Annotated in this window: 23 protein-coding genes and 1 pseudogene; 8 read left to right on the forward strand and 16 right to left on the reverse strand. The window is 68.0% G+C overall.

What is annotated here, in order from left to right:
* Positions 1–153 precede the first annotated feature (153 nt).
* The 5 genes from ABZT03_RS33780 to ABZT03_RS33800 all read right to left on the reverse strand — a co-directional run bounded on the left by ABZT03_RS33780 (position 154) and on the right by ABZT03_RS33800 (position 4,038).
* Positions 154–1,119 (reverse strand): sporulation-delaying protein SdpB family protein, encoded by a 966-nt coding sequence (locus tag ABZT03_RS33780; protein WP_356046552.1) that lies wholly within the window; start codon positions 1,117–1,119, stop codon positions 154–156.
* Positions 1,113–1,712 carry an SdpA family antimicrobial peptide system protein gene (locus ABZT03_RS33785; RefSeq protein WP_356046554.1) on the reverse strand — a complete coding sequence of 200 codons (600 nt, stop codon included), beginning with the start codon at positions 1,710–1,712 and terminating at the stop codon, positions 1,113–1,115. Before ABZT03_RS33785 ends, ABZT03_RS33780 begins: the two co-directional genes overlap by 7 nt.
* A gap of 86 nt (positions 1,713–1,798) precedes the next feature.
* A complete protein-coding gene (locus ABZT03_RS33790; RefSeq protein WP_356046556.1) occupies positions 1,799–2,467 on the reverse strand; it encodes a hypothetical protein in 669 nt (222 codons plus the stop codon).
* Positions 2,468–2,710: 243 nt separating this feature from the next.
* On the reverse strand, positions 2,711–3,640 hold the full coding sequence (locus tag ABZT03_RS33795; RefSeq protein ID WP_356046558.1) for a DUF1648 domain-containing protein: 930 nt from the start codon (positions 3,638–3,640) through the stop codon (positions 2,711–2,713).
* Between the two features lie 50 nt (positions 3,641–3,690).
* Entirely contained in the window at positions 3,691–4,038 is a 348-nt protein-coding gene (locus ABZT03_RS33800; RefSeq protein WP_356046560.1) for a GntR family transcriptional regulator, read from the reverse strand.
* Positions 4,039–4,616: 578 nt separating this feature from the next.
* Here ABZT03_RS33800 and ABZT03_RS33805 point away from each other — a divergent pair.
* Together ABZT03_RS33805 and ABZT03_RS33810 are read left to right on the forward strand one after the other, a co-directional pair.
* The gene (locus ABZT03_RS33805) at positions 4,617–6,101 is read left to right on the forward strand and encodes a restriction endonuclease (protein ID WP_356046608.1); all 1,485 of its coding nucleotides are present in this window, start codon (positions 4,617–4,619) and stop codon (positions 6,099–6,101) included.
* Positions 6,102–6,228: 127 nt separating this feature from the next.
* Complete coding sequence (locus tag ABZT03_RS33810; RefSeq protein WP_356046563.1) at positions 6,229–7,023, forward strand: hypothetical protein; 795 nt, start codon at positions 6,229–6,231, stop codon at positions 7,021–7,023.
* A gap of 381 nt (positions 7,024–7,404) precedes the next feature.
* Here the strand turns inward: ABZT03_RS33810 and ABZT03_RS33815 are convergent, their stop codons facing one another.
* Complete coding sequence (locus ABZT03_RS33815; protein ID WP_356046610.1) at positions 7,405–7,725, reverse strand: helix-turn-helix transcriptional regulator; 321 nt, start codon at positions 7,723–7,725, stop codon at positions 7,405–7,407.
* Between the two features lie 169 nt (positions 7,726–7,894).
* Entirely contained in the window at positions 7,895–8,227 is a 333-nt protein-coding gene (locus ABZT03_RS33820) for a hypothetical protein (protein ID WP_356046612.1), read from the reverse strand.
* Here ABZT03_RS33820 and ABZT03_RS33825 point away from each other — a divergent pair.
* Complete coding sequence (locus tag ABZT03_RS33825) at positions 8,195–8,611, forward strand: hypothetical protein (protein ID WP_356046565.1); 417 nt, start codon at positions 8,195–8,197, stop codon at positions 8,609–8,611. The two genes, ABZT03_RS33820 and ABZT03_RS33825, sit on opposite strands and share 33 nt — an antisense overlap.
* Here the strand turns inward: ABZT03_RS33825 and ABZT03_RS33830 are convergent.
* Both ABZT03_RS33830 and ABZT03_RS33835 read right to left on the reverse strand, forming a co-directional pair.
* Entirely contained in the window at positions 8,583–8,939 is a 357-nt protein-coding gene (locus ABZT03_RS33830; protein ID WP_356046567.1) for a hypothetical protein, read from the reverse strand. The two genes, ABZT03_RS33825 and ABZT03_RS33830, sit on opposite strands and share 29 nt — an antisense overlap.
* A gap of 343 nt (positions 8,940–9,282) precedes the next feature.
* Positions 9,283–9,969 carry a transcriptional regulator gene (locus ABZT03_RS33835; protein ID WP_356046569.1) on the reverse strand — a complete coding sequence of 229 codons (687 nt, stop codon included), beginning with the start codon at positions 9,967–9,969 and terminating at the stop codon, positions 9,283–9,285.
* 5 nt (positions 9,970–9,974) lie between these two features.
* On the opposite strand from ABZT03_RS33835, the pseudogene ABZT03_RS33840 reads away from it, so the two are divergent.
* A pseudogene (locus tag ABZT03_RS33840) lies at positions 9,975–10,436 on the forward strand (alpha/beta hydrolase); the annotation flags it as partial.
* A 353-nt stretch (positions 10,437–10,789) separates the two neighbouring features.
* On the opposite strand, the gene ABZT03_RS33845 reads toward ABZT03_RS33840, so the two are convergent.
* Complete coding sequence (locus ABZT03_RS33845) at positions 10,790–10,993, reverse strand: cold-shock protein (protein ID WP_354886188.1); 204 nt, start codon at positions 10,991–10,993, stop codon at positions 10,790–10,792.
* Between the two features lie 909 nt (positions 10,994–11,902).
* Positions 11,903–13,141, reverse strand: a complete 1,239-nt coding sequence (locus ABZT03_RS33850; protein WP_356046571.1) for a SpoIIE family protein phosphatase — start codon at positions 13,139–13,141, stop codon at positions 11,903–11,905.
* A 351-nt stretch (positions 13,142–13,492) separates the two neighbouring features.
* Here ABZT03_RS33850 and ABZT03_RS33855 point away from each other — a divergent pair, with 351 nt between their 5' ends.
* Together ABZT03_RS33855 and ABZT03_RS33860 are read left to right on the forward strand one after the other, a co-directional pair.
* Positions 13,493–13,855, forward strand: coding sequence for a hypothetical protein (locus tag ABZT03_RS33855; RefSeq protein WP_356046573.1), 363 nt, complete (start codon positions 13,493–13,495; stop codon positions 13,853–13,855).
* 323 nt (positions 13,856–14,178) lie between these two features.
* A complete protein-coding gene (locus ABZT03_RS33860) occupies positions 14,179–14,418 on the forward strand; it encodes a hypothetical protein (RefSeq protein WP_356046576.1) in 240 nt (79 codons plus the stop codon).
* A 265-nt stretch (positions 14,419–14,683) separates the two neighbouring features.
* Here the strand turns inward: ABZT03_RS33860 and ABZT03_RS33865 are convergent, their stop codons facing one another.
* The 4 genes from ABZT03_RS33865 to ABZT03_RS33880 all read right to left on the reverse strand — a co-directional run bounded on the left by ABZT03_RS33865 (position 14,684) and on the right by ABZT03_RS33880 (position 18,561).
* The gene (locus tag ABZT03_RS33865) at positions 14,684–15,604 is read right to left on the reverse strand and encodes a LysR family transcriptional regulator (RefSeq protein WP_356046578.1); all 921 of its coding nucleotides are present in this window, start codon (positions 15,602–15,604) and stop codon (positions 14,684–14,686) included.
* A gap of 235 nt (positions 15,605–15,839) precedes the next feature.
* Positions 15,840–16,580: a VWA domain-containing protein gene (locus ABZT03_RS33870; RefSeq protein ID WP_356046580.1), complete on the reverse strand. Its 741-nt coding sequence runs from the start codon at positions 16,578–16,580 to the stop codon at positions 15,840–15,842.
* Between the two features lie 323 nt (positions 16,581–16,903).
* Entirely contained in the window at positions 16,904–17,584 is a 681-nt protein-coding gene (locus tag ABZT03_RS33875; RefSeq protein WP_356046582.1) for a hypothetical protein, read from the reverse strand.
* A gap of 377 nt (positions 17,585–17,961) precedes the next feature.
* A complete protein-coding gene (locus ABZT03_RS33880) occupies positions 17,962–18,561 on the reverse strand; it encodes a lytic transglycosylase domain-containing protein (protein WP_356046584.1) in 600 nt (199 codons plus the stop codon).
* 402 nt (positions 18,562–18,963) lie between these two features.
* Here ABZT03_RS33880 and ABZT03_RS33885 point away from each other — a divergent pair, with 402 nt between their 5' ends.
* Together ABZT03_RS33885 and ABZT03_RS33890 are read left to right on the forward strand one after the other, a co-directional pair.
* On the forward strand, positions 18,964–20,361 hold the full coding sequence (locus ABZT03_RS33885) for a PQQ-binding-like beta-propeller repeat protein (protein ID WP_356046586.1): 1,398 nt from the start codon (positions 18,964–18,966) through the stop codon (positions 20,359–20,361).
* A gap of 387 nt (positions 20,362–20,748) precedes the next feature.
* On the forward strand, positions 20,749–21,219 hold the full coding sequence (locus tag ABZT03_RS33890) for a lamin tail domain-containing protein (protein ID WP_356046587.1): 471 nt from the start codon (positions 20,749–20,751) through the stop codon (positions 21,217–21,219).
* A gap of 222 nt (positions 21,220–21,441) precedes the next feature.
* Here the strand turns inward: ABZT03_RS33890 and ABZT03_RS33895 are convergent, their stop codons facing one another.
* Positions 21,442–22,947, reverse strand: coding sequence for an FG-GAP-like repeat-containing protein (locus tag ABZT03_RS33895; protein ID WP_356046589.1), 1,506 nt, complete (start codon positions 22,945–22,947; stop codon positions 21,442–21,444).
* Positions 22,948–22,987 lie beyond the last annotated feature (40 nt).

The raw sequence follows: 22,987 nt of genomic DNA on the forward strand, positions 1-22,987 counted from the left end.
GCAGCGCACGATTCCGGTCACCGAAATGAAGAGTTTTGACGAGCTCTCCCGGCGAGAGGATGTGCGCGTGGTCGCGGCCGAACGGCATCTGTCGGTGCCTCGCATTCCGCGTCCTGGCGTGAGGTGGTGTGGTCAAGAGCTTCGGACGGGGTGTCAGGGCTGGGGGCCGGCCATGGCAGGTGCTTCGACCGGGTCCTCCGTCTTTGGGGGGACGGCGGACAGCTGGGGAGTTCGGCGCAGCATGCGTGTGAAGTCGGGGTCGTGTCCGAGAGGTGTCAGGAGCAGGAGGAGGCCGGCGCACATGGCCAGGGCGAAGCTCCACAGGCCCATGATGGTTGCGATGCACAGGTGGAAGAAGACGCCCGCCGGCAGCAGCATCCAGCGCGTCCTCTGGGGCATGAGGAGGGCAGCGGCCAGAGCGAGTTCGAGGACGAGGGGGCCCCAGGTCATCGCGGCGACGCCAACGGGGTGGTCGACCACGTATTGGAGCATGGGGCGTAGCCAGTACGGCGCGCCGAAATCGTAGTTGTTGATCCAGTAGTACAGGGCGCTGCCGTCGGCCCATTCGGCATGGGGGAGCTTGGCCACGCAGGACTGGAAGTAGAGAACCGACATCTGGATGCGCGCGACGATCAGGGCGCTGACGCCCAGCAGTGCCCACCGGCTGCGGCGCTTCGATAGAGGGCTGTCGGGCGGCGGGGCAGGCTGCCAGTGCCAGCGGCGGGGGTCGCCGAGGGCTACTACCACGATCAGCAGGGTGAGGATCCAGGTGATTTGGTCGCCGCCGTCGGGGATGGCGATCCCGGTGAAGACGCTGAACGCCACGTAGGCGTGGGGGATCGCGGTGAAGCGGGGACGCCAGCCGCTCGCTGCGACCGCCAGGACGAGGCAGCACGCCCAGCGCATGGCGTCGTAGTGATCCTCGGACACCAGGCAGAAGGCGCCGGCCGAGTTGACGCCCTGACACATGGGGTACCGGCCGACAGTCGCGACCTCGCGGAAGAGAGTGGCTGCGTCGCTGAAGACAAGGGTGCCCAGAGTGCCGAGAGCGAGGAGGGTGCGGGCCAGGCCGTATCCCGCGGCCCAGGGCAATGGGACGGTGCGCGAGCGCTTCAACACGTCACCTCCAGCACCATGACCTGCTCGGGGGAGTGTGCTTCGGGCAGGAGATCGCGCCACGCCCACGGCGTCGGCTTCTCCTGGAGCAGGCCGACGGTTCCACACAGCGTGGGCCTGGGGGAACGGTTGTCGATGCGCCGTCCGGGAGCGCCGTAGCCGCCGAGGCACTGCCGGCGGCCGCTCGTGCAGTCATGCCAGTCGCCCTTCTGGGCGGCGGAGAGCAGCAGTGCGATCTCCACTCCCTGAGCGCGTGAGCGTCGGTCGAGGCCGAAGGCATTGTGCGGTGAGGAGTGCGGGGTCAGGGAAGCCGACTTCCAGCCGCTCGCACTCAATTCATAGGGGACTATCTCGGCGTCCCTCGGTGATTTAGTGAAGAAGGCCCATCCCTGGGGGGCCATATTCGTCACGGTATGCCGGGCCTTTGTCTGGCCGGGCAGTGAAATGACGTTCTTCGGCAGCTGTTCCTGGACCACGTACGCGATGATGACCGCCCAGACGGCGCAGACGACGATCACTGACTTCATCGAGACGGAGACGGCTGCATCTGCGGTCCGTGTAAATGCGACGCGGAATGTACGGAGTTCGTTTTTCATGCGAGTTGGTTTCCCTGCCGCTGTGACGCCGAAAGGACGGGCCCAGGGTGCGGGGAGTCTGCAGCCTCCCCGCACCCGCGAGCATGTCAGGCGGCCTTGAGCGCCCGAGTGACTTGGGCGATCGCCTCGTCCTTCGACAGTGGCGTGCCGTCACCCGTGGTGGGCTGGGAGCTCCAGAACCAGTTCTTGCCCTTCACGAAGTTGGCGCCCACGGCCACGGTGACCGTGACGACGGCGCCAGCGGCGGTGATCACAGCCGCGACGTGCACAAGCGCTGCGGCGACCGCCACGGTCACGCCGCAGAGCTGGCCGTCCTCCACCGGCGTCGCGGACTTGTTCTGCGCGACGGACAACAGCATGTGCTGAGCGTCGCCGACGGCGGCCTCGACCTGGCGAGGGTCGCCGCTGCGGGCCCGGGCGCTGAAGTCGGCGAAGAAGCCCGCCGAGCGCTTGTTGATCAGCTCGATGACGGCGTTGGACGCGCGGACCTCGTCCAGGTCCTCGTTGTCGATGTGCTGGCGGGCCTGCGAGAACAGGTCCAGGTCGGCGAGATCATGACCCACCTGGCCCTGTGCGAAGAACAGACCGCGAAAGACGTTCTCGCCGTCGGTCTTCGCCGACACCGCGGGCGCGGCAGCCGCCGGCCGCCCGGAGACGCCGGACGTGTCCGCCATCGCCGACGGCGCGACGGCCACGCACAGCGCCGCGGCCGTGGCGCCGGCTACCGCCAGGATCCCCCGCTGCTTGATGTTCAATTCGTTTCCCCTCGAATCGATGGATTACCGAGGGTGAAACGGTGCGTGGTCAGCACACACGCCTACCCCCCGGCTTGGCGATGAAGAGCTTCACATGCCTCGATCAGAATGTCGATCAACTGTGGCGGGGGTCACATCGACGTGTTTTCGGGGAGCTTTGTGGCGCATATTTTTCGGTGTCTGCCTTATTTATTTGACTTCGGTCCCGGCCGGTGCGGGGGTGTCACCGGCCGGGACCTGTCCTCACCTTGTGTGCTGTGCACTCAAGGAGTTCAATAGAGCGGCCCCGTGTTCGGCGTCGTCCACGCTCACGGCGAAATCCTTGCCTTTGGCCGTGCGAATGACCAGGCACTCGCCGCCGCGCAGCATCACCGTGGTCCCCAGACCACTCAGCCGGTATCCCCAGCCGCCGACCTGGACAGGCGTGCGGTTCTCGGTGCGGGCCGACTCGATGTCCTCAAGAGCCCAGTGGCGGCCGGGCCAGCCCAGAGGGCCGAAGGACACATCCAAGCCGCGTTCCGTCACGCGCGCCTGAACCGAAGAGCAGGCCAGGACCAGCACACAGGCGAGCGCGAACGGCGTCGCGGCCAGCGCGACCGGGGGGTCCGCCAGACCCGCCAGCGCTCCCACCACCACCGCGATCGTGAGCAACCCGGTCACGGCGGAGACCGCCTGAAGCCAGGGATTCGACGTGCGCGCGAGCCATACGAGCCGCTGACCGGCGGGCAGCTCCAGCACTGGGCCGTCCGTCGCCGACGGCACGTGCGCCGGCGCCCGCTGCGCGGCCAGGAAACCGATCGCGCCGACCGTGGCCGCGACGACGAGAGTGCCCACCACCCAGCTCGTCACCGAGTCGGCGTCACGCCAGTCCGCGTGATCGAGGTTGGCCCGCACGATCGAGGCCTGCCCGCCGAGCAGCATCACACCGCCGAACCCGAGGCCCGCGAGAGCCCATCTCGGTATCGCGCCGCCACCGGTGCCCGCCCGGCGCAGCGCCAGCGCCACGACGGCGGCCAGAACCGCCCAGACGAGCGCGGGGAAGAGCGCCGCGGCCCACAGCGGCATGGAATCGTCGGGCCTGCCCGAGCCGGCGTTCCAGTGCGTCGCGAGCCGCTCGGGCAGTCGACTGCTCGCAACCGGCGGCAAAGCCGCCAATAACACCAGCACACCCACGCACCAGCCGACGGTCCCCCACGCAGTCGTGCTCCTGCGTCCACGGTCAGTCACGGAATCTCCCTGATCATCTCGATGACGTCGCTCTTGCTGTAGCCCAGGCGCGCCGCGTCGGCCACCAGATCGCGCACGCGGTCCAGCAGCGCGGAACGCCGGTCGGCCCCGTCGGCCACCGTCACGCCCCGCCCCCGCCGGAACTCGAGCACGCCCTCATCGCGCAGCGCCCGCAGTCCGCGCAGGACCGTGTTGACGTTCACGTCCAGGACCCGGGACAAGTCCCGGGCCGGGGGGAGCCGGTCGCCCGGCTCGCACTCCCCTTCAGCGATGGCGCGTCGGATCGCTCCGGCGACCTGCTCGTGCAGGGGGGAGCTGCTCGCAGTATCCAGTCTCAGGAGCATAGTAATAATTACGATAGCACCAAGTACTTCATGCGAGTGTTCGTTTCCGGCCACTTGGGGGGCGCGCTAGACGGCGAAGCACCAGGCAACTCGGGTTTGCCAGCCTGTACTGGAGCAACCGCCCCACCAGCGCATAGGAACTCTCAGGGAACCTGATTACCCCTCGGAAAAGGCTGACCACAGCTGATCAACACTCACTCCACCAGACCAAGCGCCCGCTCAGCACCCAGCCCTGGCCGTCATCTCCTCCGTCACCGGGCCATAGCGACCCGGGCTTGAAGCGCTACCACCACCAAACACCAAACTGATCAGCCCAGGCCAAACCACGACCGATTGGTCAGAAAGACTGCCCCGAGACAGCCACGCTGGCCAGCCTCGGACTCGACTGGGGGGCAGCGGAGGCCGCGCGAGTAATGGCGGTCGCGAAGTGTGGCGCTCATAAATCGGTCTATGTAAGCACCTCTTGAGCCATCAACAGATCCCTTCCGGTTGACGCTCCGTGCCGTGGGGCAGATCTCATTCTTCGATCTGTAGCAGGGGGGCGGATGGCTCGCAGAAGGTCTCTGACGGCGCAGTTGATGCAGACGTACCGGGATGCGCAGAAGGCGAAGGCTGCTGCTGCCAAGCGGGCCGAGGCGGAGCGGGATCGTCAGGCCCGTGCGGCGGAGCGAGAGGCTGCTCAGCGTGCCAGAGAGGAGGTCAAGCGGGAGCGGGAGCGGGCACAGGCATGGGTGCGTACGCAGAAGGAGAAGGAAGCTCAGCGTTCTGCCGATTCCCGGAAGGCCGAACAGATTGTCCGAGACCTGGAGAAGCGTGAAGCCGCCCGGGTCAAGGGGCTTGAGCAGAGGAAGCGAGCCGAAGCGCGGGAGAAGGCTGGGGCCGAGCGGCGGGCGAAGCAGGAGATGAGCGACCGTCTACGTCAAGAGGCGGCTGTCAAGACAACTGAGGTCGAGACACAGGTGGATCGCATGTTGTCCGTGCTTCACGCACGGTCCGGTGGTCTTCACCCGTTTCGACTCAGGGCGGAGGATGCCTTCGGAGAAGGCGGATCCGAGGGCCTGACCAGGCACGTGGAGGAGACACTTAGTGGGATTGACTACCCCGAAAATCTTCGCGGCGGCCGTCGTGCAGCTTTTGCGCCAGAGGCGAGGGAACTGGTCCTGGAGGTCGAACTGCCTGGCCAGGCGGTGGTGCCAGCAGTGACTCAGTACCGGTACAAGGCATCCGTGCCCCCGACGGTCGTACCGCAGCCGCGGAAAGAGGCCGAGTGCAAGGCGATGTACCGAGACCTCGTCGCACGGCTGGCCCTGAGGGCAATTGCTGAGGCCTTCGCAGTGACGCCGCCCTCGCTGGTCGACATGGTGGCGTTCAATGGACACGTCAATGCCAAGGACCGTGCCACCGGGAAAGCCATCCGGCCCTGCCTTGTCAGCCTGCGGGCCAGCAGGGACACGTTCGAAGACCTCGTCCTGGACGAGCCGGAACTCGACCCGGTGCAGAGCCTGCACTTCCTCAACGCCATCGTCTCCCAGCACCCTTACGACCTGGAGCCCGTCCGTCCCGTCGTCACTTTCGACCTTGCCAAGTACAAGTTGGCCCCTGAGCGGGACGTCGTCGCCGGGCTGGACAGCCGGCCCGACCTCGTCGCGCTGGATCCCATCGAGTTCGAGCACCTCATCCGGCGTCTCTTCGAGAAGATCGGCCTCAAGTCCTGGGTCACCCAGGCTTCCCGCGATGACGGAGTCGACGCCGTGGCCGTCAACGAGGAACCCCTCATCGGCGGCCTGTGCATCATCCAGGCCAAACGCTCAAAGAATGCCGTACCAGCCGAAGCCGTACGCGCACTCGCTGGCGTCATGCACGACAAGGCCGCCGCCAAAGGCATCGTCGTCACCACCGCGTGGTTCGGCAAAGCCAGCTGGGACTTCGCCCACCGCACCGGCCGCATGGAACTCATCGAGGGCCGCCACCTCAAAGCCCTCCTCCTCGAACACCTCGGCATCGACGCACTCATCGGCCTGCCCAAACTCCCGCCCGGCTGGGAAACACGCGACCTGCGCTGAGGCCACTTGCCGGGATGCGTGCGGGCAGACAGCGCTGCCCTCCGGCGGTGGCTCCTCGAGCAGTGGACTACGGCTGTTAGCGACACCAGCGCCCCGGGGGTCTACCTGCGGCGAAGAAAGGAATGTCATGGGCGAGGCTCGTAAGTACACGTCGGGAACACATGCGGCGCTGATGTCGCTGTGCCGTGGCTTCTGCTACTGGCCGGGATGCGAGGAGCCGGTCACCAAATTCGTCGACGGGGAGCACATCCTCAATCTGGAAATCGCCCACATCCGGGCGGTCAGCTCAGGCGGTAAGCGATTCGATCCAACGATGTCCCTGGACGAGAAGAACACGTTCACGAACCTGCTGCTGTTGTGCAAGGTTCACCACGTCCGGGTCGACGGCCACGGCAGCGATCAGTACAGCATCGAGATACTCGAGGCATGGAAGGAACAGCGGGAGAGCGAGGGGACTGCCCCTCTGCTGGAACTACGGGGGTTGACAGAAGACCGCTTGCGGGAGTTGGTGTCGGAGTCGTTCTCTTCGTTCCAGGACGAGACGCGCGAGGCATTGGCCGAGCTCGCGCAGATTGCGCCTGAAGCCGCCGCAACGCTGCGGGTCCTGGTCGACGAACTTCGCGATCCACGGGTGCACGGGTTCGGCATCGACCCCGATGTCGCGTCATGGCTGCGGTCGGCGTCCGACGGTCTGGGCCACCTGCAGGACACCGCGCCAATGTTGTGGCGTGCAGCCGGCGACCTGCGGCATCTGCAGGACAGCGCGTCTTTGCTGCAGTCGGCAGCCCATGACCTACACAGCACCGCCGACACAGCCAGGGCCCTGAGTGACGGGGCAGAACAGCTTATGCAGGCAGAGGGCCTGATCATGCAACTGAAGCAGGCGGCCGCAGAGCTACGCAGGGCCCGGGGCGAATACTGACCACGACTCCATCCGCCGCAACACAGCGGGGCGAGTCGCCACATCGTGAGGATGGTGCGGCAGTACACGGAAACCGGCACACTCCACCACCGGCGATACCGCTCATCTGACACCCGCAGGGCCGCATCCGCGCGCACACCGGCCCGGCCACTCCGGCTGGAAGTGAGCCAAAGCGCAGCAAAGCTGCCACCCCGCTCGATCAACCTGCGCAGCCACAAACCCAGAGGCAGAACCTGTCCGTGCCTGGGACGACGACGGCTCGCGCCTGAACGAGGCAGGGGTCTGGATCATGAACCAGAAGGAGCGCAGGGCCGGGCTGAGCCGGGACTGTTCACCAGGCCATGACCGCAATCGCCCGGAGGGCAGCGCTGACCGGAGCGCCTACTCGAGGTCAATGGCCGAGTCGGCCGATGGCTCACGGCTCATCGTCTCGGACGGCGTGGCCTTGATGCTGCCCGGAGCCCAGCCGAGGACTTCCTCGAAGCTGCGAGCAACGGTCGGGGTGGGCAGGCCCCCACGGTCAACTTCGAAGGTCCTGATGGTCGCCTCACTCAGCCACGTGCGGCGCGCGAGCTCACGCTCCGAGATCCCTTCGGCCTCACGGAACTCGATGAGGGCTCTCGCCAGCCGCGCCGATTCCTCACTTATGACCGCAGTATGTCGCAGAGCCCGGGCTGGGACAGCCTTCTGACTCGATGCCAGGCCTCAGGGGCAGCGACCGCGGCAACACGCCCACCAGGCCGAACCCGAGTCGATTTGTTCGTCCTCACCATGCAACCGGCGCTCATTTGCCGCCCTGACCTGCATGCCAATCCCATGACAAAGCTAGATATCAGCCAGAACCTCGCATATCGCCCTCTTGCTGCTGGCGTCACCCGTCGGCGAGGTGTTGGATGGTCGTGCCCAGCCAGGCCTGGAGTGCAGCGGGGTCGCCGAGTTCCGAACGCAGGACCCGGCGGCGGGTCGAGACACCGAGCACAAACGCGTCGATCGCTGCCGCTCGGCTACGGGCGACCGCGTCGTCCAGGCCACTGTCGCGCAGGTAGCGGTGGAGCGGCTCCAGCGAGTTCGTGTCGAGGAAGGCGGCCAGCGTCTCCGCCGCTTCAGGGCGTTCACCGGACGCACGTTGCAGCACGAGCAGCGGATCCTCCCCGGGTGCACCGAACCAGCGGTGGACGATGCTCGCCGCGAGGCGAGACCCCAGTGTGGAACGCTCGCCGTCGCCCTCGGCGACTCACCCGCCGGCCTGGCGGCGTGGATCGTCGAGAAACTGGAGTCCTGGTCCGACGAGTCGGCCTTCACCCCCGACGAGCTTCTCACCTGGGTCACCGCCTACTGGCTCACCGGCACGATCGGCACCTCCTTCGCCACCTACGCCGAACCGGTCGCCCTCCCCGGCCGGATCGACACCCCGACCGTGCTCTCCATCTTCCCGCGCGACACCAAACCGGAGCCGCGAAGCTACGCCGAGGCGTTCCTCAACGTCCGCGACTACGTGGAACACCGGTGCCGGTGGCCACTTCGCCGCCTGGGAACAACCCCACGCCTACGCCGACGATCTACACCGCGCGGTCAAGCTGGGGGCTGAAAGTGGAGCCGGTGCCCGGTGAACCGTCCGTTTTCCCTTCGGTTTCGAAGTGATGGCAGTGAGCCGCCCACTTCAGGGCGTTCGCAGCGAGCCGTAGGTCGTTGAAAGCCCGGTCGAGGTGAGTGTGCAGGTCGTCGCTACGATCGGCTCCCCACCGGCGGATGGCGATCGAGTAGGTGTCGATGTCCACCTGGGCGCACAGGGACGCCAATGGCTCGGCGACGCCGCGGGCCCGCAGGGCGTCGGTGAGCAGCTCCGCCTCGCGCTGCCGCTGGCGGCCGACCGATGCAAGCCCTGGGAGAAGGCGACGCGCCCCGGCACCGCTCACTCCGGCCCGGGTCCGGCGGGGGTCAGGAACATCCGCCCCCACCTGGGTAGTCCGGCCTGTGCACCCAAACCCACCAGGCCGGGGCCAGGACGACCACCCGGCTCAAGGGCTGGCACCCCGTCACCTGCTACGACGTGGACCAGAAACGCCCCGAGACACTCGTCGCTCTGCGTGACGGTCGGTGTTAAGGAACAAGCTTGCACCCAGTGGGTTCCATCGATCGGACTCCATTGGTCTCACTGGCCGAGCATCTGGGGATCGTGGCCCTGGACGAGGGGTGGCCGCGAGGCAGCCGAGCGGGAGCATCCGGCTGGCGTGATCCGAGCGCTTTCGGAGTAACGTCTCAGCGCTGCGTGAGCTGGGCGGCCGCGGCCAGGAGTTGCAGCCCGTCATGGGCTGGTGTGCCTTCCTTCGCGAAGTATGTGAGGATCACGATTCCCTGGCCGTCGGCGATGTTCAGGTATTCGTAGTCGAGACTGAGATCCCCGACGTGCCTGTGTCGGAAGCGCTTGTGCCCGGTGGTGAGCGGATGCACGTTCTGCTTCGCCCAACCGGTGCGGAAGTAGTCGCTGCGGGTGCAGAGTTCACCGACCACATCGGTCAGGCTCCTGGCGAAGGGGTTGCGGCCCGCGGCGGCCCGCAGCAGGGCGATCACCGTGTCGGCCACCTCCTCCCAGTCCGGGTGCAGGGCCCGGGCGGCCGGGTCGAGAAAGATGAACTTGGGCATGTTGAGCGGGCCCGGAACGGCGAACATGTCCGCATAAAGGGCCCGGCCGATGGCGTTCGCACCCAGCACGTCACCGTGCTCGCTCATCATGATCGCCGCCCCGCCGGTGATCGTCTCAAGCAAAACCTGCAGACTGGGCCGTACCGTCGGAATCGCGCCGGCGGACGAGCGACGGCGGGTCCCCGATCCCAGAGCGTGGGCCAGGCCGAAGAGATGGTTGAGCTCGGTCTCGTCCAACTGAAGGGCCTGCGCCACGCCAAGAAGCACCTCTTCGGATACGCCCCTGGCTCGGCCCTGCTCCAATCGCGTTCCTCGCCGACGGGCCGCCATGGTGGTTCGGCTTCCATTCCGCCGCACCCGGCCTCGCCGAGACCGTATTGGAGGACCACGAGGCCGATTACATCGACTGGTTTCTGCACGCCGGCACGCTCGGCGACGGGGTGCGCCCCGCAATCCGGGACGCCTTCGTCCGCGCATACACCGGCCACCAGGCGTTGAGCTGCGCGTTCTCGTACTACCGGGCCCTGCCCGAGAGCGCGGCACAGATCGAGCAGGCGGTCACCACTGCCCGCCTGACGGTGCCGACGATGGCGCTGGGCGCCCGGCCTGTCGGTACCGCGCTGGAACGCCAGCTCCGCCCGATCACCGACGATCTCACCGGACACGTCATCGAAGACTGCGGCCACATCATCCCCCTGCACCGGCCGCACGCTCTGCTCACGCTACTGCGTCCGTTCCTGGCCAATGATGATGGCGCGAGAGCGGCGTGACCGGGCGGGGCCCGAGGACTTCAAGGCGAGACACGCGGTCGAGTGCGGTATCAGTCGTCTCGAGAGACACCGGGCCGTGGCCACACGCTACGACAAGTTGGCGGTCCGCTACGAGGCAACCATCCTCGTAGCGGCCCTCAACGAGTGGCTATGACCAGCACATTCGATACACGCCCCAGATAGGCGGGGCCGTTGACAGCATGACCAGGCTGACAACTTCCCGGCGAGCGCCAGGACAAATGCGTGAAGAACGGAGAGGGGCCCGAGTGCGCCGCGCCCGAGCCCCTCCTTACGCGAGGGAACTCAACCTGCTGCTCCGAGGGCTGCAGGAGTCCGCGGACTGACTGTGCGGGTCAGCTGCGGACGATGTTCTCGGCCTGGGGGCCCTTCTGACCCTGGGTGACGTCGAACGTGACGTGCTCGCCCTCGTTCAGCTCGCGGTAGCCGTTGCCGGAGATGTTGGAGTAGTGAGCGAAGACGTCCGGGCCGCCGCCCTCCTGCTCGATGAAACCGAAACCCTTTTCGGAGTTGAACCACTTCACGGTGCCGCTGGCCATACTGCTGTCCTTCGAAATAGCGCCGGGGCTTCCCCGGCTGAATCTGTGGCAGGCACACCACCGTCACTGGAGTGCACCCGAACCCTGTTCTACCCCGCCCGCCTCACAGATCAACCCCCGACGGCATGACGTCTTATCCGGGCGACGCGGCACCGATGGTGAGGCCGCGGGCAGACGAGGCGCCCGGCTGGCGCGCAGAGCCTTCGCCGCTGCCCTGTCGTCGTGACGCCGCCCGGCGAGTGCCGCAGAGCACTGACACGTCCCCGGGCCGTACTGCCCGGGTCACCCGTGCGTGATACGGCCGTGGGGAGCTCGGCGCGCTCGTCGGTCGGGCATCGGGCCACCGAGCAGGATGAGGCGGCCGCGTGGTGACGCTATCCCGGGCAGGGGGCGAGGAGTTGCAGCATCATGCCGTCGGTGCCGTCGGATCGTCCGGTGAGGACGTAGCCGATCTGTACGGACAGGTGGAGGTCTCCGAGGGTGAGGGCGTCCAGAGCGCCGAGGGGCGCTGCAGGGCTTCCGCCGCGGTTCAGGGACCGATCCCGGGGATGAGCTGGAGGCGGTTCGTGGCGTCGGGCAGGGGCATCGCCGCGGCTTCTTCCAAGCGCGGGGCGTGGTGTCAGGCGCACCGAATCGCTTCGGCTCGGGCACGGTGGACGCCGGCCCGGTGCCATTCCCAGGACGGGATCATCCGCCACACCCGCGGGGCTGGGATGACCCGCATCCCGTATGGGGCGGCCCGGGTGCCTGAGCTGTGACTGTTCATGGTAGTTGGCGAGCGCGCGGGTGCATCCTGTGGTTGGTCACGGCGGGTCTGGTCATCGCATTTGGCGACCACGTCCAGATCGGCACGCGGCGTCTCAAGCAGCGAGGATCGCCGCCAATGGCGCTCTGCCGGCGGCGCGCGAGTCATAGCCGGAGGACGATCAGGGCGATGTCGTCTCGAGCACCGCTGCTGACGCCGAGGCGCGCGAGCAAGGCGTCGGCGAGACGTTCGGGGCTGTGGCCGGGATGGCGGGCGAGCGCGTCGGTGAGGCGTTGCAGGCCGGCGTCGATGTCCTCACCGCGGCGCTCGATGAGCCCGTCGGTGTAGAGCACGAAAGTGTCGCCAGGGGTGTAGGGCAGGTCGGCCTGAACGCGGGGTACGGGTTTGACTCGGGCCCCCAGCGGAGGGTCGGTGGCCTGGTCGAGAAGATTGCAGGTGCCGTCTGCGTGGAGCAGAACGGGGGGCGGATGGCCGGCGCTGCTGTACAGGATCCGGTGAGCGCGGGGGTCGACGACGGCTTGGACCACGGTGGTGGCCAGCGCGCCCTCCACGTAGCGTGCATACCGGCCCAGTATGTCCAGGGCTCTCGCGGGGCCTTCAACGGCCCGGACGACGGCGGACAACGCGCTGCGGAGCATTCCCATGACGGCGGCGGCCTCCAGGCCGTGGCCGACGACATCGCCGACCGCGACGGCGAACCTGCCATCGGGCAGGTCGACCACCTCGTACCAGTCGCCGCACACGTTCAGTGACCCGGCGGCGGGCAAGTAGCGCACCGCGGTGTCGCGGTGCCGGGCCAGGTGGGGTGAGTGGAGCATGGCCTCCTGCAAGGTGACGGCGACCTGGCGTTCCCGGGCGTGGGCTTGGCGCAGTTCCTCGTTGAGCCGCTTGAGCTCGCTTGCTCGCGCGTACAGTTCGACCTCCATCGCCTCCACGTCGCTGAGCACCCCGCCTCCTCGCGGGCGTGGGTGGGAGAGGATGAACGAGGTCACGTCCTCCCCCCGGTGGAGGATCCATTCCACGTGCCCATCCAGCCCGAGCACCGGTGTATTGATCGCGGACCACCACCGCTCCTCGAAAACGCCGGGACGGTCGGCCACGGGAATGTCGTACTTCATCGGCGCCATCGTGTCCGGCTCCTTCGAGCGCAGGACCCAGTGCAGGGAGGCGTGCAGATTCCGCACCCCGTCAGCATCCGGGTCCGCCGGATTCTCAGGGAAGGCGTCGAAGAGGTACCGCCCGAGCAGATCCTCCCGTGTACGACCGGTCACCCGGCAGGCCGCCTCGTTGACGTCGGCGAGGACCAGATCCGGGCCCAGCACCATGCAGGGGCTGGGGGTGACCATGAACAGCGCCTGGTAGTCGACACCCGGCCTCGCCACACGGTGCGGCCGTGCATCCTCATCAGGGCTGTTCTCGTCCCTCACCCTTATGTTCTACCGTTCGTCGGCGCCCTCGGCACCTGGGCACATCGCCTGCCCTCGACCGTAAGCATTCGCCGCGTGCCCCTGCGTCTCTGGTCAAGCGCGACATCGGCAACCTCGCCGCCGCTGACCTCAGCCAGATCACCCGCGCCGTGAAGCGCAAGCTCAAGATGCTGCAGTACCGACCGGAGGTCATCGACGGTTGCCTCACTGGCACCACCCTCGTCCTGGACACGTCAGCTGGCCGCCGAACAGTGCTGGGCCGGGCACGGTCATCATCCAAAGCCGCTGGTCAGATACCGTGACGGGATGACCGAGAGCCTGCCTGCCGACGTAGCCGACGTGCTTGCGCTGGTCCTGAACGCGGAGGATCCGGTTCATGTCGCGCTCCGAAGGCAGGTTCCGTACCTCAGTGTGCGAGCGCGCTGCACTTGCGAATGCGGTACTGCCTCTTTCGAACTCGACACCAGCGAGGTGGAGCCCGCCCCCGCCGGCCCCGGCATCGTCGTAGCGGCCGAAGCGCAGCTGGTCACCGAGAGTGGCGAGTGCCCCGGTGAGGTCCTGGTCTTCACGCAGGGCGGCTACCTGTCGTGGCTGGAGGTCTGCTCATGGAGCGACGACATCAAGGTGACTCTGTCTGCCTCACGTCACTGGCTGCAGCCTCCCTCTTGATCCCGACCGACATCAGGAGTTCAAGTTCAGTAGCGGTAGTTCGTTAAATCCGGTGGCGGTGTGGGTTGACGACTGGTCGGGTTGGTCGTAGGCCGGTGGTAGGAGTCAACTGCTCTGTTGAGGGCTGAAGATGACTGCTCGCCGTCCGTGTCCGCCCGCGCCGGGTCCCTTGGAGGAGTACGCGGCCGAGTTCGACGACCTCTTCTTCAGCCTGGCCCAGCGGCGGGGTTTTCGGGAGTATCTCACCGGGCTGCTGGCGCCGCGGGAGCGAAACAAGGCGTCACCTGCCTGGCCGGGGCGGAGCCGGTGCGGGGATGCCGGGGGTGCAGCGGCTGCAGTTCTTCCTGTCCGAGTCGCCCTGGGAAGCCGAACTGGTCAACGACCGGCGGTTTGAGCTGCTGCGTGAGGATGCGGCGACGGCTCCGCACGACGGCGGGGTCATCGTGATCGACGATTCGACATTGACCTCTACCTCCGGATTTAACGAACTACCGGTAGCATGCCGAAAAGTAGGATCTCGCTCGCAACGACCGGTTGAACTCGCCCAGTACACCAGTCGTTAATTCGCCGATCTGGCCAGCGTGTTCGACATCCAACTCTCGGCCGGACCGGCCGGTGCTGGGCCAACGCCCGCAGAGTCGTTCTTCGCCCCACTCAAGCGGGAGTCGATCGGCGACCAAGGCCCCACCGCACCCTGCGGCGCGGTGGCCCCACCGTCCGGACCACCCGCACCACCTGGGCCGCCCGCCGCCCCCGGCCCCGCGCCATCGCTTCCTCCGCCAACCCGGGACTACAGCGCGGACCCCGCAGGACCTGCCCGTACAGCAGCTACTGGTCAGGGGTGGGCGGGGTGACGAACAGGGCCTGGAGGGTCTGTGTCGCTGTGTTGCGCAGCCAGGTGTGGGCGAGGTCGTCGTCGTAACGCTGGTGCCAGAGCAGATAGAGAGGTACGGGCGGCAAGTCGAATGGCAACGGCAGCATCGTCAGGCCCAGCTGGTCGCGGGCGGAGCGGGTGACCGCCTCGGGGAGGGTGACCACGACGTCGGCGTCACGGGCGAGCTGCAGCGCGGTGTCCGTCGCGGGGGCGGAGACGATGACACGGCGCTCGTGGCCGAGGGCGGCCAGAGCGTCGTCGACCCGGTCACGCAGGCTTCCACGCCGGGAGACGGTCACGTGATCGGCCGCCGCGTACCTCTCGACGGTCACCGGCCCTTCGATGAGCGGATGACCCGCCCGGACAGCGAGGATGATTCTGTCCTGGCCGATGAGGCGGTGACGGATGTCGGGCAGGGACGGCGGGCCGGCACTGGAGGCCACATCGACCTCCCCGCGACGCAGCTCAGGAGTGTCGTGGCCGGGCTCGACCGTGAGACGCATCTTCACCCCCGGGGCCTGGCGGTGCACCGCGGCGACGAGGGCGGTCCCGCAGGCGGTGGTGAGGGCGTCGTGCCAGCGGACGGTGAACACCCGCTCCAGGGTCGTCAGGTCGAGTTCCGGGCGGGCGGACAGCAGGTGGTGAGCCTGCTGCACCAGGGCGTGGACCTCGGTGCGCATGGCCAGCGCGCGGGGGGTGGGGGCCATGTGGCGGCCGGTGCGGACCAGGATCTGATCGCCGGTGGCCTTGCGGATGCGACCCAGGGAGCGGCTCATCGCCGGTGCGGTGACATGGAAGCGGGCCGCGGCCCCGGCGACGCTGCCCTCTTCCAGCAGCGCGTCCAGGGCGGTGAGCAGGTTCAGATCCAGTTGCATGGCAGTAATTGTACAAGTCAAAAGCATGCACTTGCTGTTAATGACTGGGGCTCCTACGTTGAAATGCGGGGCCGAGAGGAACACCTGACACCGGCATCAACGAACGAGCGGCCCTTCACCTCCCCCGATGACGATTTTGCGGACGGCGTCGGGAAGGGTCCAGGTCCGCTGTGACGGCTTGTTCGCTGGGGACCGTCGGTGGTCAGGCGTACGGTCACGTCGAAGCTTTCGGTGCTCACTGCAGGATTTGAGCGGTGCGAGCCGACGAAAGCCAGCTGGGGAACTCCTGCAGAAGCCGGTCGTAGAGGACCTCGTCGCCCACGGTGCGCGGATCACGGCCGGCGTGGAAGAAGCCTGCGTTGTCGACGACGCGATGCCTGGGGACGGCCAGGTCGTCGAGACGGCGCAGAAAGGCGAACTCGTTGTCATCGGGATCGCCGAACCCGATGAACTGCCAGAACAGCGGAAGCCGGGCTGCCTTGCACAGGTATCGCTCTGCGGCGAACTTGCTCGTGGGGCCGCCATCGGTCTGGAAGATCACCAGGGCGGGGGTGTCACTGCCGGAAGCGAGGTAGTGGTCGATGACATCGTCCATGGCCCAGTGGTAGTTCGTCCGCCCCATGTGACCGAGGTTCTCGTGCAGCTTGTTGATGCGGCCACGATGACCTCCGAGCCTGAGGTCGGTGGATCCGTCGACGTCGGTGGAGAAGAACACCACCGGTACCGTGCCGTCGTCATCGAGGTGCGCGGACAGGGAAAGGACCTGCTCGCCAAGGTGCTGCATGGTGCCGTCTTTGTAGTAGGGCCGCATCGAACCGGAACGGTCCAGCACGAGATACACAGCAGCACGCATTCCCTCGAGACCGTGCGCGCGCACGCTGGATCCAGCCGCCTTGTAGAGGCTCACCAGATCCGGTGCCTGCCTCTGCATCTTGCACAGACTGATCGCCGGGTCCTTGTTTTGCATGCTGCCCATGTGCCCCCGCCCATACTCCCAAGCACGCAGCGTAGGCGGCACAGTAGCAGTCAGTCGATCACTTCGGCGGAACTCCCGGTCGCTGGGCAAGCCCCTACGGTTCACGCACCCCGCAGTCGACCCTGACGCCTACCTCGACAGCCAGCGCCGGTAGCCCGACGCCCGACCGTCTCGCGGTGGCTTCGGCCGCCGCCCCACCCCACACCCTCCGCAGGCATCCCTTGGAATTGATCATCTTAAGGGCTGTCCCGTTCCTGGGACCGCGTGGGACGGTCCGTTCACAGATTGGCCGAGACAGGAAAGTCTTGCTCCGCTGTCCCGTCTCACGAGGGGGATGCCGAGCTCAACATCGGCCTGGTTGTCGAGTCCGGGGCGAGGTCGAAGTGGAGCTGGTGACCTCGGACATCCCGGGTGGCCAGCAGGTTGACCTCGACGGTATAGCCGACGACATCCTCGAAGTGGCTCCCGGGCGTCGGCCGTGAACCGGAGAGCCGGAAGTGGAGGACAGTGCTGCTGCGCGGGTCCAGCGTGAGCGGGATCGCGGCGGAGAGGGACGGCGAGTCCTCGGATTCGTTCTGCATTTGGGTGGCGATCTCGCACCATCGGTCGCGGTAGTGGATCTGGAGACCGCCGCTGAATGTGGGGATCCTCTGGGGGCCGCTGATGGTGAAGGCGAGCGAGGCCCGACGGGTGGTCCGTCCAGTGGGATTGGTGACGGTGATGTCGAAGCGGGCCGGCCGCCGGCCGGGCGCGACTGCCTTGTCGAGGCGGGAGAGCCGCCCGAGGCGGGCCGGCGAGGCGACCCGGCCCGGCGCGGTGACGAAATCGCCCCGGGTCTTCGGGCAGCCGGAGGCGGCGGCGCGGAGGGCGCCGGAGGTGGCGGACTTCTTCGTGGCATTGGAGCTGTGGCAGCCGGTCAAGGCGGCGGCGAGCAGGAGCAGCACGACGGCCGACGCGGCAGATGTGCGTCGTCCGCCCGTTGTTGATGCGATCTCAAGAGACACCTCTGCCACGTCCTTGGTCAGTGGTCCATGGTCGATCGGTTTGCCGAGGCGTCAGACGCCTGGTGCCGACGGTTCGGTTCCGTCGGGGAGACGGCGGCCTCTACCGCTTCCAGTCGACCGAAACAGATCGGCGACCTCTACCGCTTGTGGGTGTGGGTGACATGATGGCTCCGTCCTGACCAGCCGTTCCTGGCGAGCGTCCACGTCAATGTGGACGATGTGGGAAGGATGGGATTCATGGCCGTTTCGATGGGCCTGTGTCCGTTCTCCGCGCCCGGGACGACGACGGCTCGTACCTGAACGACGCCGGCCACCTCCTCCCCGTACATCACTCGCCCAGGCACGGGACGCGGCGAACTCCGTCCACCGGGCGGCCCCTACCCGGTCACGGCGTCGCGCGGCGTACCGCAGTCCGCCAGGACCTCGGCGGCCCGGCCGCGGTGGGCACGGAACCGGCGCAGGTACGACCGTGCCATAGGGCCCGGCGGAACGCCCCGGGCGAAGGCCCGCATGTTGCGCTCCCCCGCGTTGTAGCCCAGAGCGAGGAGTTCCTCGCGGGTGAGGCGGCGCGCGTGCCTCCGGGGAAGGATCCGGTCGAGGTCCGCCAGGTGCAGCGCCGCCACCCTGATGGCGAAGGCCGGATCGTCGCGCAGATCCTGCCACCGTCCCGGCAGGGAATGCGACCGCCGGACCCTCTCGAAGGTCGCACGGTGCATGTTCGCGACCCCGAACGAGGCCCCGGGCTTGTACCACTGCCACAGCCGCTCCAGCAGGGGATGGTGCGGCTTGTACGCCTCGACGTGCAGCACGGTCAGCACCAGCAGCGGTGACGTGCCCGCCTCCTTCGCGCCGCGCACCAGCGTCTCCGCGTAGTCGGCCGGGTCGTAGGCGCCCGGCCTCAGCGGTGGCGTCCGCACGTCGTCGCGGCCTCCCTGCTGGCGGGTCTCCCCCGGCGTACCTGCAGACTGCTCGGTCATCTCCACACCCTTCCCGCCCACCGTCGCCCGGACGGCGTCCACGTGCTGGGATGCACGTGCCCGCACGGCTCCTACTCAACCCAGCGCGACACGGCGTGGCGCGCCCGGGCGCGGCGCGACCAGGCGTGGTGTGGCGCGGCGCAGCGCGACCAGGCGTGGCGGTCGCCGAGGTCGTCTTGAGCACAACCATGAGGCGTTCCGGCAGGTCTTGGGAACGTCATCCCGCGTGCACGCGAGATCCGAACGCACAGTTCGTCCCGCACACCGGAACGGTGTGCCGCCACGGAAAGGTTCTTGTACATGGCATCCGGCCCACCGTCACCCCACCCCCGACCGTCGGCCCGACCCCGGACACCACCCTCCGCGCGCCGACGTACGGTCCTCCTCCTGGGGCTGTGCCTGGTGCTGCTCGCAGGGCTGGGCGGCACCTGGACGCTGTGGGGCACCGACCGGGGCGCCGGCACCGACAGCCGGCCCCCGGCCGCCGGCGGCAGGCCGGCAGGGGTCCGGCAGGACCCGGTCGAGGAGACGGCACCGCGAGAGATCCACGGCCGGGCCCTCTTCACCGTCGCGGCCCCCCGATTCAGCCGCGGGGACGGCTCGTGGCTCGACGGCCAGTGGGTGACGCGGAACGCCTACGTGCACACCGGACTCTCCCGGATCGACGCCTACTCCCTCGGCGAGCGGCAGGGGCGACGGCTGTGGTCCGTACCGCTCGGCGGCCCCGTCTGCAGCGCCGGACCGCAAGTCTCCGACCACGGGCGCGTCGCCGTCGTCCTCCGCGCGCGGGCCTCGAAGAACCCGGTCTGCGATCAGCTGGCCGTCGTCGACATCGACAACGGCAGGAAACTATGGCAGGCCACCCTGCCGACGATACGTGCCCAGGAGAACCAGCCGCCTTCGGTGGCGATCAACGGCGGGGTGGTGGCGGTCGGCGCTCAGCACGGGCTGGTCGCCTACCCGCTGGAGGGAACCAAGCCCCTCTGGCGGAGCGAACGGCTGAGCTGTGGAGGTGCGGTGGCCTATGGCGGCCAGGCGCTGGTTGTCAGGATCCTGGACAGCGGCGTCCTGGCCTGTGGCCGGCGCGGCGAGCGCCTGCAGAAGCTCGATCCGCTGACCGGAAACCCGGTGTGGACCTACCGGCTGCCCGACGCGGACACCTACAAGGTGCTCTCGAACAATCCCGTCGTCGTGGCCACGAGCCCGGTGAACGAGTACGACGACGGTGACGACGAGCTGACGCACGTGATCTCGCTCGACGACGACGGGAAGAGGCAGGCGTCGTTCGAACTGGGGGAAGCCAGTTTCGCCCCGTGCTTCAACCACAACCCGCAGGACTGCTCGTTCGTCGTCAGCGACGACACCCTGTATCTGCCGACCACACGCCGGTCGCAACATCAGCCCAACTCGATCCTCGCCTTCGACCTCGAGAACGGCAGAACCAGGGCCGAGTACCTTGCGCAGTACGACCACCAGATCGTTCCCCTGCGGATGAGCGGTGAGCGGCTCATCGCACTCCAGGCGGAGTGGACGTCCCTCCGCTGCCACTGTTTCGCCACGTCCACGGCGCGGGAGACTGTCGAAGTCCTGGGCATAGAGCCGGCCGGCGGGAAAAAGACCGTGCTGCTGCGCGCCTCGTTCACCGACCCCGACGTCAAGGACACCCTGGCCCATGCGGAGACCCTGTTCCGTAACGGGCGGCTCTTTCTTGGCCGGAACCGGGTCGACGGCCCCCAACGAGACCGCTCCAGAGGCGCCGACCAACTGCTGGGCGCCGTCTTCGGTGTGCGGCCGCGCTGAGGCCGCCGTCCGTTCCGACAGCGGCTCGTCACCCATGCCAGGTACAGCAACGGCACGTATGCGGATGCGTCTGACTGCTGAAGACACCAGGCAACTCCCGGAGGCCATCGACCATTCCCGAAAGCTTGGCTGAGCGTCAACTCCCGCTCAGACGCTGCCTGGAGGCGGCGTTCTCCCGGGGGAAAGGCCGTAGGCGACACGGAAGGCGCGGGTGAAGTCGGAAGCTCGAGCGAATCCCCAGTGACCAGCCCTGACTTGGTCTGAAGACTCTTTCCAGGCCCCTGCCGGTGTGGAGTACATCTGCCATGTGTCAACATGACGGCCGCCCCCGCTCCCCCGCGCCGCAGCGCGAGGCCGGGCCGTGTCCATGCACAGGGAGGGACCATTTTGAAGAAGTACATCGTGTTGATCGCCGCTGCCGCCATGGCCGCCGGCACGCTCGCCACCGCCCCGGCCTTCGCCGCGAGCGATCCGAAGACCGTTCACTTCGGCGGATGGCAGTACGACAGCCCCGGCAGCGACACCCGCTCCAACACCAGCCTGAACAACGAGTGGATCAACATCCACAACGGCAACTCCGCCGCGGTACAGATCAAGGGCTGGTCCGTGGAGGACTCGGCGGGCCACCGCTACGTCCTGCCGTCGTACAAGCTCGGCGCGGGCAAGACGGTCAAGCTGCACACCGGGCGGGGCACCAACACCGCCGGCCACCTGTACTGGGGCAGCGGGAACTACATCTGGAACAACACCCAGGACATGGCGTTCCTGTTCAAGCCCAACGGCTACGACTTCCGGGCCTGCTTCGCCGGCCACGACTTCGGTGACCCCAACCCGTACAACTGCCACCACGAGAGCTGATCGCCGCAGTGGCGGCCCCTTGAGGTGGGCCGCCACCATCACCCCATCTCCTGCCCGCGCAACGGGCGGCAGGAGCCCGCAGCCGATGCGATCCCGCAACGGAGGTGACGGGCGCGTTGCCGCCGAGGAGTTGACGGTGGACGTGAGTGACGCTGTACCCACCGCAACGACTCCCCGAGCTCTGTGGCAGAACCTCGCTCCCGCTTAGGAAGCCAGGGGCCGTCAGAAGAAGGGCGACCGTGCTGCCGGGAGTGCCTCGCCGAAGTTGATGTCCGCGTACCGGCGCTTGAGCCCGGCGGCGGTTCCGCTGACGGCCGTCGACCCGCTGGTCACCGGCCCGGTCGTGGCTCCCCGGGCCACCCACAGCTGTCCGTCCGAGTTCTCGCCCGGAACACCGACCGTCACCTCTGCCCTGCCGTCCTTGGTGAGGTCGACCAAATACGTCGAACCCGCGAACGTGTCGCCCGTTTCGGCGGCTCCGGGCACACCGCTGGTGTTCTGCGAGTAGCCGCGGGAGCCGGTGCCGGTGAGGCCGGCGGCCGACCCGCGCAACAGTGTGGCCTGGCCCGCTCCCGAGACGGAGCCGACGGCCTCGCTGGGAGCGCCCACCAGGACATCAGCGTACTTGTCGCCGTTGGTGTCGCCGACGCTGAGCGCCCCCCCGAACTGGTCGCCGTTCTCAGCGGTACCCGGTACTCCCGGCGTGTCCTGGTGGATGACCTGGGGCTTCTGGTCGGGGGTGATGCCCTGGGGGCCGCCGTAGAGGACCTGGATCTCGCCGCCGCGGTGGGCGGGCGTGTTGCCGGGCGTCATGGAGACGTCCCAGGGCACGCCGGTGACGAGGTCGCCGTAGCCGTCGCCGTCGATGTCGCCGATCTGACCGGAAAAGCCGTCGGCGAGGGGCAGTTCGGTGTAGGTGCCGGAGTGACTCTCGGCGTACACGGGTCCGCTGATGTCACCGTCGGTGGGGCCGGGCAGCCAGAAGCGCTCGGCCTTTCCGTCGCCGTCCACGTCACCCATGACGACCCCGCGGTTGGTGCCCAACTCGTTCACGAACGCCCGCCGGGCCGGGGTCCCGGAACGGGTGAAGGGCCCGGTGTAGGTGGTGGCACCGCAGCCGCCGGTGACGCCGATGTCGGGGGCTCCGTCGCCGGTGACGTCTCCAACGGCGAGAGCGGCGGCGAAACCGCAGCCCTCGTCCAGGCCGGTCGGGGGCGCGACGGCGGCACCGCCCTTGAGGCCGCCCGAACCTCCCCACACCACGGTGAGCGATCCGACGCCCCACATGGTGCCCGCGGACTTGTCCGGGGTGCCGATGAGCAGGTCGGCGTAGCCGTCACGGTCCAGGTCCGCGGAGGCGACCGCCGAGCCGAACCGGTCCCACTCCTTCGCGGTGCCGGGAATGCCGGTGGTGGCTTGGGTGATGACGGTGCGGTGGGTGCTACGGACCCCGTTCGCGGAGCCGTACAGCACGACCACCGCGCCCGCCTCGTCGACGGTGCCGTTGGCGGCGCCGGGCGCGCCGACGGCCAGGTCGCGGTAGCCGTCACCGTTGAAGTCGTTCTGCACGGCCGCCGTGTTGGCGCCGCGGTAGGGCGCGGCGGCCGCCGCGTGTCCGGCCGGCAGCACGACGGCGGTCAGCGTGACGGAGGCCGTGACGGCGATGGCGGAGGCGAGGAAACGCGAGGTGAAGACGGACTGGACGCGAGCGCGGGTGCGGGACGGCATGGTGGCTCCGGAGTCTGGGGACAGGGCGGGGCGGGGGCGG

Origin of the sequence: Streptomyces sp. NPDC005574 (genome assembly GCF_040605435.1) — a bacterium.
Classification (GTDB): domain Bacteria; phylum Actinomycetota; class Actinomycetes; order Streptomycetales; family Streptomycetaceae; genus Streptomyces.